13 protein-coding genes are annotated in these 17,064 nt (G+C 63.9%); 5 read left to right on the forward strand and 8 right to left on the reverse strand.

Annotated elements, in window-relative coordinates; translation table 11 throughout:
- Nucleotides 1-100 precede the first annotated feature (100 nt).
- Entirely contained in the window at nt 101-562 is a 462-nt protein-coding gene (locus BCO18175_RS07535) for a DUF2147 domain-containing protein (protein ID WP_174912601.1), read from the forward strand.
- Between the two features lie 103 nt (nt 563-665).
- Here the strand turns inward: BCO18175_RS07535 and BCO18175_RS07540 are convergent, their stop codons facing one another.
- From BCO18175_RS07540 to typA, 6 genes are all read right to left on the reverse strand, one after another.
- Complete coding sequence (locus BCO18175_RS07540; RefSeq protein WP_174980075.1) at nt 666-1,076, reverse strand: transposase; 411 nt, start codon at nt 1,074-1,076, stop codon at nt 666-668.
- Between the two features lie 144 nt (nt 1,077-1,220).
- Nucleotides 1,221-2,318, reverse strand: a complete 1,098-nt coding sequence (gene zapE, locus BCO18175_RS07545) for a cell division protein ZapE (RefSeq protein WP_174912608.1) — start codon at nt 2,316-2,318, stop codon at nt 1,221-1,223.
- A gap of 98 nt (nt 2,319-2,416) precedes the next feature.
- Nucleotides 2,417-3,847, reverse strand: a complete 1,431-nt coding sequence (lpdA, locus tag BCO18175_RS07550) for a dihydrolipoyl dehydrogenase (protein ID WP_174980076.1) — start codon at nt 3,845-3,847, stop codon at nt 2,417-2,419.
- Nucleotides 3,848-3,930: 83 nt separating this feature from the next.
- Nucleotides 3,931-5,205, reverse strand: coding sequence for a 2-oxoglutarate dehydrogenase complex dihydrolipoyllysine-residue succinyltransferase (odhB, locus tag BCO18175_RS07555; protein WP_174980077.1), 1,275 nt, complete (start codon nt 5,203-5,205; stop codon nt 3,931-3,933).
- A 135-nt stretch (nt 5,206-5,340) separates the two neighbouring features.
- Entirely contained in the window at nt 5,341-8,205 is a 2,865-nt protein-coding gene (locus tag BCO18175_RS07560; RefSeq protein ID WP_174934429.1) for a 2-oxoglutarate dehydrogenase E1 component, read from the reverse strand.
- A 320-nt stretch (nt 8,206-8,525) separates the two neighbouring features.
- The gene (gene typA / locus BCO18175_RS07565; RefSeq protein WP_174912620.1) at nt 8,526-10,352 is read right to left on the reverse strand and encodes a translational GTPase TypA; all 1,827 of its coding nucleotides are present in this window, start codon (nt 10,350-10,352) and stop codon (nt 8,526-8,528) included.
- A gap of 339 nt (nt 10,353-10,691) precedes the next feature.
- Here typA and BCO18175_RS07570 point away from each other — a divergent pair, with 339 nt between their 5' ends.
- The 4 genes from BCO18175_RS07570 (at nt 10,692) to BCO18175_RS07585 (ending at nt 15,622) form a co-directional block, all read left to right on the forward strand.
- The gene (locus BCO18175_RS07570; protein WP_011351804.1) at nt 10,692-11,183 is read left to right on the forward strand and encodes a MarR family winged helix-turn-helix transcriptional regulator; all 492 of its coding nucleotides are present in this window, start codon (nt 10,692-10,694) and stop codon (nt 11,181-11,183) included.
- A gap of 87 nt (nt 11,184-11,270) precedes the next feature.
- The gene (locus tag BCO18175_RS07575; RefSeq protein ID WP_174980078.1) at nt 11,271-12,767 is read left to right on the forward strand and encodes an efflux transporter outer membrane subunit; all 1,497 of its coding nucleotides are present in this window, start codon (nt 11,271-11,273) and stop codon (nt 12,765-12,767) included.
- 52 nt (nt 12,768-12,819) lie between these two features.
- Nucleotides 12,820-14,034 (forward strand): HlyD family secretion protein, encoded by a 1,215-nt coding sequence (locus tag BCO18175_RS07580; RefSeq protein WP_174980079.1) that lies wholly within the window; start codon nt 12,820-12,822, stop codon nt 14,032-14,034.
- Nucleotides 14,035-14,062: 28 nt separating this feature from the next.
- Nucleotides 14,063-15,622 carry a DHA2 family efflux MFS transporter permease subunit gene (locus BCO18175_RS07585; protein ID WP_174980080.1) on the forward strand — a complete coding sequence of 520 codons (1,560 nt, stop codon included), beginning with the start codon at nt 14,063-14,065 and terminating at the stop codon, nt 15,620-15,622.
- A gap of 84 nt (nt 15,623-15,706) precedes the next feature.
- Here BCO18175_RS07585 and truB read toward each other — a convergent pair whose 3' ends face one another.
- Together truB and rbfA are read right to left on the reverse strand one after the other, a co-directional pair.
- Nucleotides 15,707-16,639 (reverse strand): tRNA pseudouridine(55) synthase TruB, encoded by a 933-nt coding sequence (gene truB / locus BCO18175_RS07590; RefSeq protein WP_174980081.1) that lies wholly within the window; start codon nt 16,637-16,639, stop codon nt 15,707-15,709.
- 13 nt (nt 16,640-16,652) lie between these two features.
- Nucleotides 16,653-17,051: a 30S ribosome-binding factor RbfA gene (gene rbfA, locus BCO18175_RS07595; RefSeq protein ID WP_021162402.1), complete on the reverse strand. Its 399-nt coding sequence runs from the start codon at nt 17,049-17,051 to the stop codon at nt 16,653-16,655.
- Between the last annotated feature and the right edge of the window lie 13 nt (nt 17,052-17,064).

Consider the following 17,064-nt stretch of genomic DNA (forward strand, 5'->3'; position numbering starts at 1 on the left):
CGTGGTTTCACGTATTCTGGCGAAGCTCGCAACATGCCCGCCCCATGCAGACGGTCGTGCGGGCAAATCGAACACGACATGCAAAACAAGGAGGATGACAATGATTCAACTGACCCGCCCGTTGCGTGCAATCGCCATCGCCGGCGCACTGCTCGCTTGCGCCGCTCCGACGCTCGCACAAGCAGACAGCCCCATCGGCATGTGGCAGACGATCGACGACAGCACCCATCAGCCGAAGGCACTCGTGCAGATCTCCGAAGACGGCGACGGTGCGCTGAACGGCAAGGTCGTCAAGGGCCTCGGTGCGAACGATACGCCTGATCGCCGCTGCACCGCCTGCACGGACGAGCGCAAGGATCAGCTCATCAAGGGCATGACGATCATCAAGGCAATGAAGAAGGAAGGCGACCACTGGGACGGCGGCAACATTCTCGACCCGGAGAACGGCAAGGTCTACAAGTGCAAGATGACGCTTGAAGACGGCGGCCAGAAACTCGTCGTGCGCGGTTATATCGGCGTGTCGCTGCTCGGTCGTTCGCAGACCTGGGTTCGCCAGCAATAATGCGACTCGCGCTTGAACGCGCGGCTCAATGAAAAAATCGGCCTGCGACGAAGTCGTCAGGCCGATTTTGTTTTGGTGCGTGCGTAACTGGAACCTGCGGACATCACGCTGCATGTTTCAGCGTGTCAGACGCATAGCTGCCCGGTGCGCGATACGCGGGCGCCACATTGCTGCGCGCTTCCGCCGCTTTCGATTGCGTGTGCTTGCGCATTCGCGTGGACAATTCATTGCACAGATTGACGCCTGCGTCGCCATAGAGCTCACGCATGATACTCATCAACGTACCCGTCTCGTGCCAGACCTTGAAGCGCCGATGGCAAGTTTGGTACGAAGGGTAACGGCGCGGCATGGCCGACCACGTTGCGCCACTGTAGATCACCCAGAGCACGCCGTTCAGGACGGCACGCGTATTGGCCAACGGACGGCCGCGCAACTCGGTGCGCGGCTGCATTTCGGGCAGAAGCGGCGCGACGCAGCGCCACTCGTGTTCGGTCAGATCGCGATACGGTGTCATGGACCTCTCCAGCCTTAGTAACCATGACACAACGATATCGGCTCACCTCAACAATGAATATAAGACAAATCCGAAAATACCCCGAGATTGCCTTAATTTGACCGGAATTGACGTTTGAATCCCGTCCATTGCCGGAAATCGCACTCAGGTCAGCGACGTATCGACGATGCGGCGCGGCGTTTCGATATATTCCTTCGACTGCATCTCGACGATTCGCGACACCGTACGTGCAAACTCGTTGGCCATCGGGCCTTCGATGTACAACTGCTCCGCCGGCACCGCCGCGGACATCAGCAGCTTGACCTTGTGGTCGTACAGCACGTCGATGAGCCACGTGAAGCGGCGCGCTTCGGACGCCATCCGCGGCGACATCTGCGGCACCTCGGACAGCACGATCGCGTGGAAGCGGCTTGCGAGCTCGAGATAGTCGTTCTGCGAGCGCGGGCCGCCGCACAGCGTCGCGAAGTCGAACCATACGACGCCGTCCGCCTTGCGCAGCGCCTTCAGCTCGCGCTTCTCGATATGCAGGAGCGGGCTTTCGTCGGGAACGGCAGCGAGCTTCTGGAACGCATGCCGCAATTCGCGATCGGCGTCCGCGCCGAGCGGCGTGTGATACATCTTCACCTGCGCGAGCGTGCGCTGGCGATAATCGACGCCCGCATCGACGTTGAGCACGTCGAGCCTGGACTTGATCAGCGCGATCGCCGGCAGCATGCGGTCACGATGCAGGCCGTCCGGATACAGGTCATCGGGATCGTAGTTGGACGTCATCACGAACTGCACGCCGTTGTTGAACAAGCGATCGAGCAGACGGTACAGGATCATCGCATCGGCAATGTCCGACACGTGGAACTCGTCGAAGCAGATCAGCCGGTAGCGCTTCGCGATGCGCCGTGCGAGTTCGTCGAGCGGATCGGCCTGCCCTTTCAATTCCTCGAGCTCGCGGTGCACCTCGCGCATGAATTCGTGGAAATGCAGGCGCGTCTTGCGCTGCACGGGCACGACCGCGTAGAAGCTGTCCATCAGGAAGCTCTTGCCGCGACCGACGCCGCCCCACATGTAGACGCCGCGCGGGAGGTCGGGATGATTGATGAGCTTCTTGAATGCGTTCGAGCGGCGCGCCTTGTACTCGACCCACTCGTCGAAACATTCCTGCAGGCGGTCGACGGCGGCCCGCTGCGCGGGATCGGACTGATAGCCGCGCGTGGTCAATTCGCGCGTGTAGTATTCGGTGACGTTCATCGTGCAAACCGGAAAAAACGAAGGCGGACGGGAAACCCCGCCCGCCCTCGTCATGAGACGGCTGCGCCGGCCGATGGCCGGCCGGCGCTATACCGCGCTCAGCTGTTCAGCGAGCGCTTGTCGACGGCGAGCGCCGCTTCGCGCATCACTTCCGACATCGACGGGTGCGGATGGCAGATGCGGGCGATGTCTTCCGACGCCGCCTTGAATTCCATCGCCACGACGGCTTCCGCGATCAGGTCCGACGCGTTGGCCGCGATCACGTGCACGCCGAGCAGTTCGTCGGTCTTCGCGTCCGCGATCATCTTCACGAAGCCGTCCGGTGCGTTCATGCCGAGCGCGCGGCCGTTGATCGAGAACGGGAACTTGCCCGACTTGATCTCGCGGCCTTCCGCCTTCAGCTGCTGCTCCGTCTTGCCGACCCATGCGATTTCCGGGTACGTGTAGATCACCCACGGAATGCAGTTGTAGTCGATGTGCGGCTTCTGGCCGTCGATCACTTCCGCGACCAGCACGCCTTCGTCTTCCGCCTTGTGCGCGAGCATCGGGCCACGCACCACGTCGCCGATCGCGTACACGTTCGGCACCGCCGTACGGCAGTGGTCGTCCACGTCGATGAAGCCGCGTTCGTTCGCCTTCAGGCCGATTGCCTCGAGGCCGAGGTTGTCGGTGTTCGGCACGCGGCCGACCGACACGATCAGGCGGTCGGCGTCGAGCGTCTGCGCGTTGCCGTCCTTGTCCGTGTAGGCGATCGACACGCCGTTCGCGGTCGTCTTCACTTCGCCGATCTTCACGCCGAGATGGATGTCGAGGCCCTGCTTCTTGAACAGCTTGGCCGCTTCCTTCGCGAGTGCTTCGTCAGCTGCGCCGAGGAATGCCGGCAGCGCTTCGAGCACCGTCACTTCGGCACCCAGGCGACGCCACACCGAACCGAGTTCGAGGCCGATCACGCCTGCGCCGATCACGGCGAGCTTCTTCGGCACTGCGTCGAACGTCAGCGCACCTTCGTTGTCCGACACGATCTTGTTGTCGACCGGAAGGCCCGGCAGGTGACGTGCCTTCGAGCCCGTCGCGATGATCACGTTCTTCGCGGTGACGACTTCGGTTTCACCCTCGCCGCTCACTTCGATCTGCACGCCGGCGTCGGTCTTGCCGGTGAACTTGCCGTGGCCCTTCAGCCAGGTGATCTTGTTCTTCTTGAACAGGAACTCGATCCCGCTCGTCATCTTCTCGACGATCGCGTCCTTGCGGCCGAGCATCTTCGCGACGTCGATCTTCACGCCGTCAACCGTGATGCCGTGGTCGGCCAGGTGGTGCGACGTGTTCTCGAACTCTTCCGACGACGCGAGCAGCGCCTTCGACGGGATGCAGCCGACGTTCAGGCAGGTGCCGCCGAGCTTCAGCGCGCCGGCCGGGTTCTTCCACTTTTCGATACAGGCAACGGTCTTGCCCAGCTGCGCGGCACGAATCGCGGCGATGTAGCCGCCGGGGCCGGCGCCGATCACGACGACGTCAAATTCCTTGGACATGGCAATCCTTTCTTCTTGTGCGTCCGCACGGGCAGCGCGTGTCGCGCGCCCGTGCGGAGCGGGTCAATGCGGTGAAACTCGGCTTACAGGTCGAGCAGCAGGCGTGCCGGATCTTCCAGCGCATCCTTCATCGCGACGAGCGACAGCACGGCTTCGCGGCCGTCGATGATGCGGTGGTCGTACGACAGCGCGAGGTAGTTGATCGGACGGATCACGATCTGGCCGTTTTCGACGACCGGACGCTCCTTCGTCGCGTGCACGCCGAGGATTGCCGACTGCGGCGGGTTGATGATCGGGGTCGACAGCATCGAGCCGAACACGCCGCCGTTCGAGATCGAGAACGTACCGCCCGTCATTTCCTCGATCGACAGCTTGCCGTCCTTCGCCTTCTGGCCGAACTCGGCGATCTTCTTTTCGATCTCGGCGAGGCTCAGCTGATCCGCGTTGCGCAGGATCGGCACGACGAGGCCGCGCGGCGAGCCGACGGCGATACCGATGTCGAAGTAGCCGTGGTAGACGATGTCGTTACCGTCGATCGACGCGTTCACGAGCGGGAACTTCTTCAGCGCGTGCACGGCCGCCTTCACGAAGAACGACATGAAGCCGAGCTTCACGCCATGTTCCTTCTCGAACTTGTCCTTGTACTTGTTGCGCAGTTCCATGACCGGGGCCATGTTCACTTCGTTGAACGTCGTCAGGATCGCGTTGGTCTGCTGCGACTCGAGCAGGCGCTCGGCGATACGCGCACGCAGGCGCGACATCGGCACGCGCTGCTCCGGACGGTCGTTCAGCCAGGTCGTCGCCGACGCCGGCACCTTCACGTCCGGCAGCGACGGCTTCGCAGCGGCCGTCTTGGCCGGTGCGGCAGCCGGAGCGGCCTTCGCTGCGCTACCTGCTGCCAGTGCGTCGCCCTTCGTGACGCGGCCGTCGCGGCCCGAACCTGCGACGTCGCCCGCCGACAGGCCCTTCTCGGCCAGCAGCTTCGATGCGGCCGGCGATGCGGTCGTCGACGATGCGGCTGCGGCGACCGGCTGTGCTGCCGGTGCGGCTGCAGCAGGCGCTGCTGCCGGCTTGACTTCGGCGGCGCCTGCCGCGGCTTCGGCTGCACCTGCCTTCGCTTCGGTGTCGATCGTCGCGATCAGCTGGTCGGCAACAACGGTGTCACCGTCGTTCTGCAGCACTTGCGCGAGCACGCCTGCGGCCGGTGCCGGCACTTCGAGCACGACCTTGTCGGTCTCGAGTTCGATCAGGATTTCGTCTTGTGCGACTGCTTCGCCCGGCTTCTTCTTCCACTGCAGCATGGTGGCTTCCGAAACCGACTCCGAAAGCTGGGGGACTTTGACTTCTACGATAGCCATGTGATTTTCCTGGATGCTTAATCTGGGTAATGACGAGGTTCGTGCGATTCCTTCGGCCAATGCGGCGCGCAACGCGCCCGGCGGGCCAAAAGAGACGGGAAAGCGCATGGCGCCTTCCCGTTTCGCTTCCGTCGGTTATTTCGCGATCGATGCGCTCTTCAGGCGGCCGAATGCACCTTCGATGAGGGCCTTCTGCTGCTCGTAGTGCTTCGCGTAGTAGCCAACCGCCGGCGAGGCCGAAGCCGGGCGGCCGCTGTATGCCAGCTTCTGCCCTTCCTTCATGCCTTCCTTCAGATGGTGCTCGACGTAGAACCAGGGGCCCTGGTTCTGCGGCTCGTCCTGCACCCAGACCACTTCAGTCGCGTTCTCGTACTTCTTCATTTCGGCTTCGAACTGCTTGTGCGCGAACGGGTACAGCTGCTCGATACGGATGATCGCGACATCGTTCGCCTTCGCTTCGCGGCGATGTGCAACGAGGTCGTAATACACGCGGCCCGAGCATGCCAGCACGCGCTTGACCTTCTTCGCGTCGATGCCGCCGTCGGTTTCGCCCAGCACCGGCTGGAACGAGCCCTTCGCCAGTTCCGACAGGTCCGACACTGCTTCCTTGTGGCGCAGCAGCGACTTCGGCGTCGCAACGATCAGCGGCTTGCGGAACAGGCGGATCATCTGGCGACGCAGCAGGTGGAAAATCTGCGCCGGCGTCGTCGGTTGAACGACCTGCATGTTGTGATCCGCACACAGTTGCAGGAAACGCTCGATACGCGTCGACGAGTGTTCCGGACCCTGGCCTTCGTAGCCGTGCGGCAGCAGCATCGTGAGACCCGACACGCGGCCCCACTTCACTTCGCCCGACGAGATGAACTGGTCGATCACGACCTGCGCGCCGTTGACGAAGTCGCCGAACTGCGCTTCCCACAGCACGAGCGTGTTCGGCTCGGCGGTCGAGTAACCGTATTCGAAGCCCAGCACAGCTTCTTCCGACAGCACCGAGTCGATCACCGTGAACTTCGCCTGGCCTTCAGCGATGTTCTGCAGCGGCACGTACGTGCCGTCGTTCCAGCGCTCGCGGTTCTGGTCGTGCAGCACCGCGTGACGGTGCGTGAACGTGCCGCGGCCCGAGTCCTGGCCGGTCAGGCGCACCGAGTAGCCCGATGCGACGAGCGACGCGAACGCGAGGTGCTCGCCCATGCCCCAGTCGAGCGGCTGGTCGCCACGCGCCATGTTGCGGCGGTCGTTGATCACGCGCTCGACGAGCGGGTGGACCTTGAAGTTTTCCGGGACCGTCGTGATGCGTTCGCCGAGGCGCTTCAGTTCTGCGAGCGGCACGGCCGTGTCGGCTGCATCCGTCCACTTGCGGTTCAGGAACGGAACCCAGTCGACCGCGTACTTGCTCTTGTAGTTCGACAGGACCGGGTCGACCGTGTGGTGACCGTCGTCCATTGCCTTGCGGTACGCCTTCACGAAGTTGTCGGCGTCTTCCGCGCTGATCACGCCCTGCTGCACGAGCTTCTCGGCGTACAGCGCACGGGTGCCCGGGTGCTGTGCGATCTTCTTGTACATCAGCGGCTGCGTGACGGCCGGCGTGTCCTGCTCGTTGTGGCCCAGCTTGCGGAAGCAGACGATGTCGATCACGACATCCTTGTGGAACTGCATCCGGTAGTCGATCGCGATCTGGATCGCGAGCACGACGGCTTCCGGATCGTCGCCGTTCACGTGCAGCACCGGCGCCTCGATCATCTTGACGACGTCGGTACAGTACAGCGTCGAGCGCGCATCGCGCGGGTCGGACGTCGTGAAGCCGATCTGGTTGTTGATGACGATGTGCAGCGTGCCGTGCGTGCCGTAGCCGCGCGTCTGCGCGAGGTTCAGCGTTTCCATCACGACGCCCTGGCCAGCGAAGGCCGCGTCACCGTGGATCTGCACCGGCAGCACCTGCAGGCCGTCTTCGTCGCCGCGACGGTCCATACGCGCCTTCGCGGAACCTTCGACCACCGGGTTCACGATTTCGAGGTGCGACGGGTTGAATGCGAGCGACAGGTGGACCGGGCCGCCTTCCGTCGACACGTCCGACGAGAAGCCCTTGTGGTACTTCACGTCACCGGCCGGAAGGTCGTCGACGTGCTTGCCTTCGAATTCGGCAAACAGGTCGGCCGGCATCTTGCCCAGCGTGTTGACCAGCACGTTCAGACGGCCGCGGTGGGCCATGCCGATGATGATTTCCTGCACGCCGCGCTTGCCCGAGTGCTGGACGACTTCGTCCATCGCCGCGATGAAGCTTTCGCCGCCTTCGAGCGAGAAGCGCTTCTGGCCGACGTACTTGGTATGCAGGTAGCGCTCGAGGCCTTCAGCGGCCGTCAGGCGATTCAGGATGTGCTTCTTCTCGTCTGCCGAGAAGTTCGGCGTCGCGCGGGTCGACTCCAGGCGCTCTTGCCACCAGCGCTTCTGTTCCGGGTCGCTGATGTACATGTATTCGGCGCCGATCGTGCCGCAGTACGTGTCGCGCAGGCCCTTGACGATGTCACGCAGCGAAGCCTGGTCGAAACCGAAGTACAGGTTGCTTGCGCTGTACGTCTGGTCGAGGTCGCCTTCGGAGAAATCGTAGAACGCGGGTTCGAGCTCGGGAATGGCGGGACGTTCGCGACGCTTCAGCGGATCCAGATTGGCCCATTGCGAGCCGAGGAAGCGATAAGCGCTGATGAGCGACTGGACGTGCACCTGCTTGCGTGCCGCAGCCAGATTGGTCGTGCTTTCGCGCGGGATGAAGGCATTGGCCTTCGCGCGCTCGGCGAACGATTCGACGATCGGAAAATGGGCGACGTCATTGGCATTCGACCCGTCCGTTGCAGGCACATTCTGCAGCGCGTCGAAATACTCTCGCCAGTTCTCCGGCACCGATGCCGGATTGTTGAGGTATGCATCGTACAGTTCTTCAACGTACGAAGCATTGCCGCCGAACAGATAGGAGTTCAGCTGAAACTGCTTCATTACATCTGACATTTTACGCTCACCTTTCTTCGAGCTTCTCGAGAAATAGCGGGTTACTCAACCTTCCGCGACACGGCCTGACCGTTTAGCGGATTGCGAATCAAGTCTTGCTTGGAAGGACCTAAAACTTGCGTGCGCGCAGCATATCACAGAACCGATACCGAAGTTCACGGTGAAATGTGCCTGAAAGCACCGCGTGACGGGGTTTTGCCGGATTGCCACGACCCGCAGAAACAGTGTTTTGCAGGCACCCTGATTACACTCCGCGCGGATGCGAAAAAGGCCGCCCGCAGGCAGCCTTTTTTGTCATGCATGAACCCCGGTCGAAACGCTTAGTCGACCGCGCCTTCGCGGCTTGCGCGGCGACGCTCGTGTTCCTTCAGGTGACGCTTGCGCAGACGGATCGACTGCGGCGTCACTTCGACGAGCTCGTCGTCGTCGATGAATTCGACCGCGTACTCGAGCGACATCTGGACCGGCGGCACGAGGCGCACGGCTTCGTCGGTGCCCGACGCACGCACGTTGGTCAGCTGCTTGCCCTTGATCGGGTTCACGACGAGGTCGTTGTCACGGCTGTGGATACCGATGATCATGCCCTCATAGAGCGCGTCACCCGGCTTCACGAACATGCGGCCGCGATCCTGCAGCTTCCACAGTGCGTAGGCCACGGCAGCGCCGTCGTCCTGCGAGATCAGCACGCCGTTGCGACGCTCGAAGACCGAGCCGTCCTTGACCGGTGCGTACGAGTCGAAGATGTGGCTCATCAGGCCCGTGCCGCGCGTGAGCGTCAGGAATTCGCTCTGGAAGCCGATCAGGCCACGGGCCGAGATCTTGTACTCGAGGCGCGTGCGGCCGCGGCCGTCCGACGCCATGTCGAGCATCTCGCCCTTGCGGCGACCAAGCTCTTCCATCACGCCACCCTGATGCTCGTCTTCGACGTCGACCGTCAGCAGCTCGTACGGCTCGTTCTTCACACCGTCGATTTCCTGCATCACGACGCGCGGACGCGACACGGCCAGCTCGTAGCCTTCACGGCGCATGTTCTCGACGAGAATCGTCAGGTGCAGCTCGCCACGGCCCGACACTTCGAACACCGTTTCGTCGCCGGTGTCCTTCACGCGCAGCGCGACGTTGTGGTTCAGTTCCTTCATCAGGCGATCGCGGATCTGGCGGCTCGTGACGAACTTGCCTTCGCGGCCGGCGAGCGGCGACGAGTTGACGAGGAAGTTCATCGTCAGCGTCGGCTCGTCGACGGTGATCATCGGCAGCGCTTCCGGCGTATCCACCGCGCAGATCGTTGCGCCGATACCGACGTCTTCAATACCGTTGATCAGCACGATGTCGCCCGCTTCGGCCGAATCGACCTGCACGCGCTCGAGGCCCGTGAACGACAGCACCTGGTTGATCTTGCGGTTTAGCACGTCGCCATCCGGGCCGAAGCGCATCACGACCGGCTGGCCCGGCTTGATGCGACCGCGCGTGATGCGGCCGACGCCGATCCGGCCGACGTACGTCGAATAGTCGAGCGACGTGATCTGCAGTTGCAGCGGCGCTTCCGGATCGGCCGGACGAACCGGCACGTGCTCGAGGACCGCCTCGAACAGCGGACGCATGTCACCCTCGCGCGCCGACGGATCGAGCGACGCATAGCCGTTCAGGCCCGATGCGTAGACGATCGGGAAATCGAGCTGCTCTTCGGTTGCGCCGAGCTTGTCGAACAGGTCGAAGGTCTGGTTGATGACCCAGTCGATCCGCGCACCCGGACGATCGATCTTGTTGACGATGACGATCGGCTTCAGGCCGAGCGCGAGCGCCTTCTTCGTGACGAAGCGGGTCTGCGGCATCGGGCCTTCGACCGCGTCGACGAGCAGCAGCACCGAGTCGACCATCGACAGCACGCGCTCCACCTCGCCACCGAAGTCCGCGTGCCCCGGCGTGTCGACGATGTTGATGTGCGTGCCTTCGTACTCGACCGCGCAGTTCTTCGCGAGAATCGTGATCCCGCGCTCTTTTTCGATGTCGTTCGAGTCCATCACCCGCTCCGCAATCTGCTGGTTCTCGCGGAAGGTGCCGGACTGGCGGAGCAGTTGGTCGACGAGCGTGGTCTTGCCGTGGTCGACGTGGGCGATGATGGCGATATTGCGAAGGGCGCGGGTCATAGAAACCTGGAAATCGTTTGAACGCGCAAACGCGCCCGCTCGTTTTTCACGGGCGCGCGCACATTGCAGCTTGGAAAGCCACAAATTATAGCACGTGAGAATGTCGAGAGCTGACGGACGCGGCGCAACTTGACCAGCCGGCCGGCACGCCCTCCCCTCGAACGCGCTGATCAGGCGAAGCGCACGGCGCCCCCACGTCGCCCGTCAGCTCAAAAACCTTATCGCCACCAGGGATTTTCGAGGCGCGAAGCGCGCCCTTTGCCGTTCGATTAACATTTGCCGCGGCAAGCAATTGTGCCTATACTGCTGCCTAGTCAACTATTGCAGCTTCAGGGTTTTATGTCGGATTCCTCTACCCAACCACCCGTTTCGCCGCTGTCTTCGTATCAGATGAACGACAGCGTCGGTTATCTGATGTCGCGCGTGAAGTCGGTGATGACCAACCTCGTCACGCAACGCACGCAGGAAGAGCTTGGCATCACGGGCACGCAGGCGAGCATGCTGTTCATGATCGCAGTCGGCAAGTGCTCGACGGCCGCCGAGCTTGCGCGCGAGTACGGGATCGACGCAAGCGCGGTCACGCGCCTGCTCGACCGGGTCGAGAAACGAGGCCTGCTGTCCCGCGTCCGCAGCATCGAGGATCGGCGTGTCGTGCGCCTCGAGCTGACCGACGAAGGCCGTGCGCTCGCCGAACGGCTGCCGCCGATTTTCCGCAGCGTGCTCGACCAGGTGCTGGACGGGTTTACGCCGGAAGAAGTCGGGTTCCTGAAGAGCATGCTCCGCCGCATTCTCAGCAACTACTGCGAGACCGCCGGCGGCAGCATCACGTAATAGTTGCCATAACAATTACTTTTGACAGATTAATGTAAGGAAATCCTTGCAGTGTCCATCATTCATTCCGAGTCAGGGATCAGCGCGATGAAATCCTCCCCGTTGTCCGTGCGCGCCGGGTCGTGCCGCGCCGCCGTTGCCGCCGCGGTCGCCGCACTGGCGCTGGCGGGCTGCGCCAATTACATCGGCATCAAGAGCGACAAGCAGATCGCCCCCGCGTCGCAATTCGAATCCGCCCAGAGCCTGCCGGCCCAGGGCGGCCAATGGCCGGCGCTCGACTGGGCCAGCCAGTTCGGCGATCCGCAGCTGCCGAAGCTGATCGACGAAGCCCTGCAGGGCAGTCCGTCGATCGCGCAGGCGCAGGCGCGTATCGCAAAGGCATCGTCGTACATCGAATCGTCGCGTTCGAACCTGATGCCGAAGGCGGAAGCCAGCTATTCGTGGACACGCGAGCTGTATTCGGCGAATGCGCTGTTCCCGCCCCCGTACGGCGGCCAGTGGTACAGCGAGAACAACGCGCTCGCGAGCGCGTCGTGGGAACTCGACCTGTGGGGCAAGAACCGCGAACGCCTGCACACCGCCGTGTCGCAGGAAAAGGCGGCCGAAGCCGACATGCAGCAGGCGCGCATCACGCTCGCGTCGTCGGTCGCACGCACCTACAACTCGCTCGCGCAACTCTATGCGCTGCGCGATATCGCCCAACGCGAGATCACCAACCGCGAGACGGTCGGCAAGATCACCGACGGCCGCGTGTCGGCCGGCCTCGACACCAACGTCGAACGCCAGACGGCCCGCGGCAACATCGCGACGACCCAGGCTTCGCTGTCGGATCTCGATGGCCAGATCACGACGGTGCGCTACCAGCTCGCGGCACTGCTCGGCAAGGGCCCGGATCGCGGGCTGCAGATCGCGGCACCCGTGCTGAACCCGAGCGGCGAAGTCGCGCTGCCCGGCAACCTGCCGGCCGATCTCGTCTCGCGCCGCCCCGACATCGTCGCCGCGCGCTGGCAGGTCGAAGCCGCGATGCACGACGTGAAGGAAGCGAAGGCCGAGTTCTATCCCGACGTGAACCTCGCGGCCGGCTTCGGCTTCGATGCGTTCGGCTGGGGCAAATTCCTGAACTTCGCGAGCCGCCAGGCGCAGTTCGGCCCGGCGATCCACCTGCCGATCTTCGACGCCGGCGCGCTACGCGCGCAGCTCAAGGGCCGCTACGCGGACTTCGACCTGTCGGTGGCGAACTACAACCAGACGCTGATCAGCGCGCTGAACGACGTCGCGACGCAGGTCGCGTCGATCCGCGCGGTCGATCGCCAGATGGGCGATGCGCAACGCGCACTCGACGCATCGACGCGCGCCTATGACCTCGCGGTCATCCGCTACAAGGCCGGCCTGTCGCCGCAGTTGCAGGTGCTGACCGCGGACAGCAACCGCCTCGCATCGGAGCAGACGGTGACCAACCTGAAGATGCGCCGCCGCGACATGCAGCTCGCGCTGATCAAGGCGCTGGGTGGCGGGTTCGACGCGACCGGCACGCCGCTCGCCGCACCCGATGCCGACAAGCCGACAAAACAGGCCGCCAACTGACCCGGCGCCACCACTACGCAGACACTCGAAATAACGGACGGAGAAAATCGCCATGAGCGACCAACAAAACGCCGCCAGCGCGCAGCCGCAGAACAACGGCAAGCGCAAACGGATGATGACGCTGCTCGTCGCGGTCATCGTGATCGCGGCCATCGCGTATGGCCTGTACTACTTCCTCGTCGCCCGCTTCCATGAAGGGACCGACGACGCATACGTGAACGGCAACGTCGTGCAGATCACGCCGCAAGTCACCGGCACCGTGATCGCGGTGAAGGCCGACGACACGCAGACGGTCAAGGCCGGCGATCCGCTCGTCGTGCTCGACCCTGCCGACTCGCAGGTCGCGCTGCAGCAGGCCGAAGCCAATCTCGCACAAACGGTGCGCCAGGTGCGCGGCCTGTTCGTCAACGACGACCAGTACCGCGCGCAAGTCGCGCTGCGCCAGTCCGACCTGTCGAAGGCCGAGGACGACCTCCGCCGCCGCGTGGCCGTCGCGCAGACGGGCGCCGTGTCGCAGGAAGAAATCTCGCATGCGCGTGACGCCGTGAAGGCCGCGCAAGCATCGGTCGATGCCGCGCAACAACAACTCGCATCGAATCGCGCACTGACCGCGAACACGACGATCGCATCGCACCCGAACGTGATGGCCGCCGCTGCGAAGGTTCGCGACGCGTACCTCGCGAACGCACGTAACGTCCTGCCGGCGCCGGTCACCGGCTACGTCGCGAAACGCTCGGTGCAGGTCGGCCAGCGCGTGTCGCCGGGCAATCCGCTGATGTCGGTGGTGCCGCTGAACGCGGTGTGGGTCGATGCGAACTTCAAGGAAGTCCAGCTCAAGCACATGCGCATCGGCCAGCCGGTCGAACTGACGGCCGACATCTATGGCTCGTCGGCGGTCTACCACGGCAAGGTTGTCGGCTTCTCTGCCGGTACGGGCTCGGCGTTCTCGCTGCTGCCGGCGCAGAACGCGACGGGTAACTGGATCAAGGTCGTGCAGCGCCTGCCGGTGCGGATCGAACTCGATCCGAAGGATCTCGCCAAGCACCCGCTGCGCATCGGCCTGTCGATGCAGGTCGACGTGGACATCAAGGACGAACGCGGCGACCAGCTCGTGAACGCGCCGAACACCGTCTACGAGACCAACGTGTTCGCGAAGTACGGCGACGAAGCCGATGCCGAAATCGCGCGCGTCATCGCCGAGAACGCAGGCGGCAACGCACCGGCGCCGGCCGCGGCGAAGTCGAACGCCGTCGCGAAGATGATGTAACCGTTCCGACTCCGGAAAAACAACCGACATGGCACAGGCTCCTGTCTCTCACCCGCCCTTGCAGGGCGGGCAACTCGTGCTCGGGACGATCGCGGTGTCGCTCGCGGTGTTCATGAACGTGCTGGACACGTCCATCGCGAACGTCGCGATCCCGACCATCTCGGGCGACCTCGGCGTGTCATCCGACCAGGGTACGTGGGTCATTACGTCGTTCGCAGTCGCGAATGCGATCTCGGTGCCGCTGACGGGCTGGCTGACCGACCGCTTCGGTCAGGTTCGCCTGTTCCTCGCGTCGATCATCCTGTTCGTCATTTCGTCGTGGATGTGCGGACTCGCGCCGACGCTGCCGTTCCTGCTCGCGTCGCGCGTGCTCCAGGGCGCGGTTGCGGGCCCGATGATTCCGCTGTCCCAAGCGCTCCTGCTGTCCAGCTATCCGCGTGCCAAGGCGCCAATGGCGCTCGCGCTATGGGCGATGACGACGCTGATCGCCCCGGTTGCCGGCCCGATCCTCGGCGGCTGGATCTCGGACAACTACTCGTGGCCGTGGATCTTCTACGTCAACATCCCGGTCGGCATCGCTGCCGCCGCCGCGACGTGGGCGATCTACCGCAATCGGGAGTCGGCCGTGCGCCGTGCGCCGATCGACGGCGTGGGCCTCGCGCTGCTGGTCATCTGGGTCGGCTCGCTGCAGATCATGCTCGACAAGGGCAAGGATCTCGACTGGTTCGCGTCGACGACCATCATCGTGCTCGCGCTGACGGCCGTCATTGCGTTCGCGTTCTTCGTCATCTGGGAATTGACCGCCGAGCACCCGGTCGTCGACCTGTCGCTGTTCCGCATGCGGAACTTCACCGGCGGCACGGTTGCGCTGTCGATCGGGTACGGCCTGTACTTCGGCAACCTCGTGCTGTTGCCGCTGTGGCTGCAGACGCAGATCGGCTACACGGCGACCGACGCCGGTCTCGTGATGGCGCCGGTCGGGCTGTTTGCCATCCTGCTGTCGCCACTCACCGGGAAGTACCTGCCACGTACCGATCCGCGCTTCATCTCGACGGCGTCGTTCCTGACGTTTGCGCTGTGCTTCTGGATGCGCTCGCGCTACACGACGGGTGTCGACGAATGGTCGCTGACGCTGCCGACGCTCGTGCAGGGCATCGCGATGGCCGGCTTCTTCATCCCGCTGGTGTCGATCACGCTGTCCGGCCTGCCCGGCCACCGCATTCCCGCGGCCTCGGGCCTGTCGAACTTCGTGCGGATCATGTGCGGCGGCATCGGCACGTCGATCTTCCAGACGGCCTGGGACCATCGCAACAACTTCCATCACGCGCAGCTGGTCGAGCAGACGAACGTCTACAACCCGACGTTCAACCAGGCCGTCACGCAGATGGGCAACCTCGGGCTGACGCAGGACCAGGCGCACGGGCTGATCAACAATATGGCCACGCAGCAGGCCGCCCAGCTCGGCGTGAACGACCTGTTCTACATCTCGGCGGCCATCTTCGTGCTGCTGATCGGGCTGATCTGGATCACGAAGCCCGAGCGCTCGGGTGGCGGCGATGCAGGTGCCGCAGCATCGGCTGCGCACTGAACACGCAGCCCGAACGCAAACAAAAAGCCCGGTCGACCGACCGGGCTTTTTTTATTCCGACGGGCTCGCGCTCGCGCGGCTGCGTCAGGCCGCCGTGACGACGAGCCGCTCCGGCGCCAGTACGCCGCTCGCCTTGCGAGCCACGCCCAGCAGCCGGGTTGCGTCATAGACGCGCACGCGCTCGCCGTCGGCCGCGTCGATCGGGTCGAGCGCCGACAGCGGCAGACGCTGGCCGTGCAGGAACCGCTTCGCGCTGGTTTCATCGAGACGAACCAGCGGAAACGTCGACAGCAACGCGTCGACCGGCTGGAGCCACGCATCGCGCGACGCTTCGTCGGCATCGGACAGCGCATCGAGCGTCACCGCATGCTCGAGCGTCAGCGCACCGACGCCCGTGCGACGCAGCATCGTCAGATGCGCACCACAACCGAGCAGCTCGCCGATATCCTCCGCCAGCGTGCGCACGTACGTACCCTTGGTGCAGGTCACGCGAAACGTCACGTCAGGCAGGTTGCACGCGAGCAGGTCGAGTGCGAGGATCGTCACGTTGCGGCCCTCACGCTCGACGGTCTGCCCCGCGCGCGCATATTCGTACAGCGGCTTGCCGTCGCGCTTGAGCGCCGAATACATCGGCGGCACCTGCACGATCTCGCCGGTAAAGCGCACGAGCGCGGCTTCCACCGCCGCGCGGTCGCATTCCACGGGCCGCGTGTCGATCACCTCGCCTTCCGCGTCGCCGGTGGCCGTACGCTGGCCGAGACGCATCGTCGCTTCGTAGGTCTTGTCCGCTTCAAGCAGATCCTGCGAGAACTTCGTCGCCTCGCCGAAGCACAGCGGCAGCAGGCCCGAAGCCAGCGGATCGAGCGTGCCGGTGTGACCGGCTTTCTTCGCGAGCAGCAGGCGCTTCGCGCGAATCAGCGCGTCGTTGCTCGACAGGCCGACCGGCTTGTCGAGCAGGAGGACGCCGTCCAGCACGCGCCGGGGTACGCGCGGACGTTGGGGTGCTGCAGTCGTCATAGGCCGGTCGAGCTCAGTCGTCCTTGGTGGCCGCGTCGGCCTCGTCGTCGTCCTTGGCACGCGTCGAGTTCGCTTCCTTGATCAGGCGCGACATTTCCACGGCCTTCTCGATCGTCTGGTCGTAGTGGAAATGCAGCGTCGGCACCGTATGAATGTGCAGGCGCTTGAACAGCAGGTTGTGCAAGTGACCCGACGCGTGGTTCAGCGCTTCCTGCGTCTTGGCCGGATCGCCGGTCAACGCGGTGAAGTAGACCTTCGCGTGTGCGTAATCCGGCGTGAGTTCCACGCTCTGGATGGTCACGATGCCGATGCGCGGATCCTTGACCTCGCGCATGATGAGTTCGGACAGATCGCGCTGAATCTGGTCAGCGATCTGCACGTTACGATTGGGGGAAGTACGTTTCCTGGACATGATCGATCCGTGA

Source organism: Burkholderia lata (assembly GCF_902499335.1).
GTDB lineage: Bacteria > Pseudomonadota > Gammaproteobacteria > Burkholderiales > Burkholderiaceae > Burkholderia > Burkholderia lata_B.

Excerpts from the sequence above, each read along its gene's own strand:
- BCO18175_RS07535 (WP_174912601.1), top strand. The coding sequence starts at position 101 with ATGATTCAACTGACCCGCCCGTTGCGTGCAATCGCCATCGCCGGCGCA.
- BCO18175_RS07540 (WP_174980075.1), bottom strand. The coding sequence starts at position 1,076 with ATGACACCGTATCGCGATCTGACCGAACACGAGTGGCGCTGCGTCGCG.
- zapE (WP_174912608.1), bottom strand. The coding sequence starts at position 2,318 with ATGAACGTCACCGAATACTACACGCGCGAATTGACCACGCGCGGCTAT.
- lpdA (WP_174980076.1), bottom strand. The coding sequence starts at position 3,847 with ATGTCCAAGGAATTTGACGTCGTCGTGATCGGCGCCGGCCCCGGCGGC.
- odhB (WP_174980077.1), bottom strand. The coding sequence starts at position 5,205 with ATGGCTATCGTAGAAGTCAAAGTCCCCCAGCTTTCGGAGTCGGTTTCG.
- BCO18175_RS07560 (WP_174934429.1), bottom strand. The coding sequence starts at position 8,205 with ATGTCAGATGTAATGAAGCAGTTTCAGCTGAACTCCTATCTGTTCGGC.
- typA (WP_174912620.1), bottom strand. The coding sequence starts at position 10,352 with ATGACCCGCGCCCTTCGCAATATCGCCATCATCGCCCACGTCGACCAC.
- BCO18175_RS07570 (WP_011351804.1), top strand. The coding sequence starts at position 10,692 with ATGTCGGATTCCTCTACCCAACCACCCGTTTCGCCGCTGTCTTCGTAT.
- BCO18175_RS07575 (WP_174980078.1), top strand. The coding sequence starts at position 11,271 with ATGAAATCCTCCCCGTTGTCCGTGCGCGCCGGGTCGTGCCGCGCCGCC.
- BCO18175_RS07580 (WP_174980079.1), top strand. The coding sequence starts at position 12,820 with ATGAGCGACCAACAAAACGCCGCCAGCGCGCAGCCGCAGAACAACGGC.
- BCO18175_RS07585 (WP_174980080.1), top strand. The coding sequence starts at position 14,063 with ATGGCACAGGCTCCTGTCTCTCACCCGCCCTTGCAGGGCGGGCAACTC.
- truB (WP_174980081.1), bottom strand. The coding sequence starts at position 16,639 with ATGACGACTGCAGCACCCCAACGTCCGCGCGTACCCCGGCGCGTGCTG.
- rbfA (WP_021162402.1), bottom strand. The coding sequence starts at position 17,051 with ATGTCCAGGAAACGTACTTCCCCCAATCGTAACGTGCAGATCGCTGAC.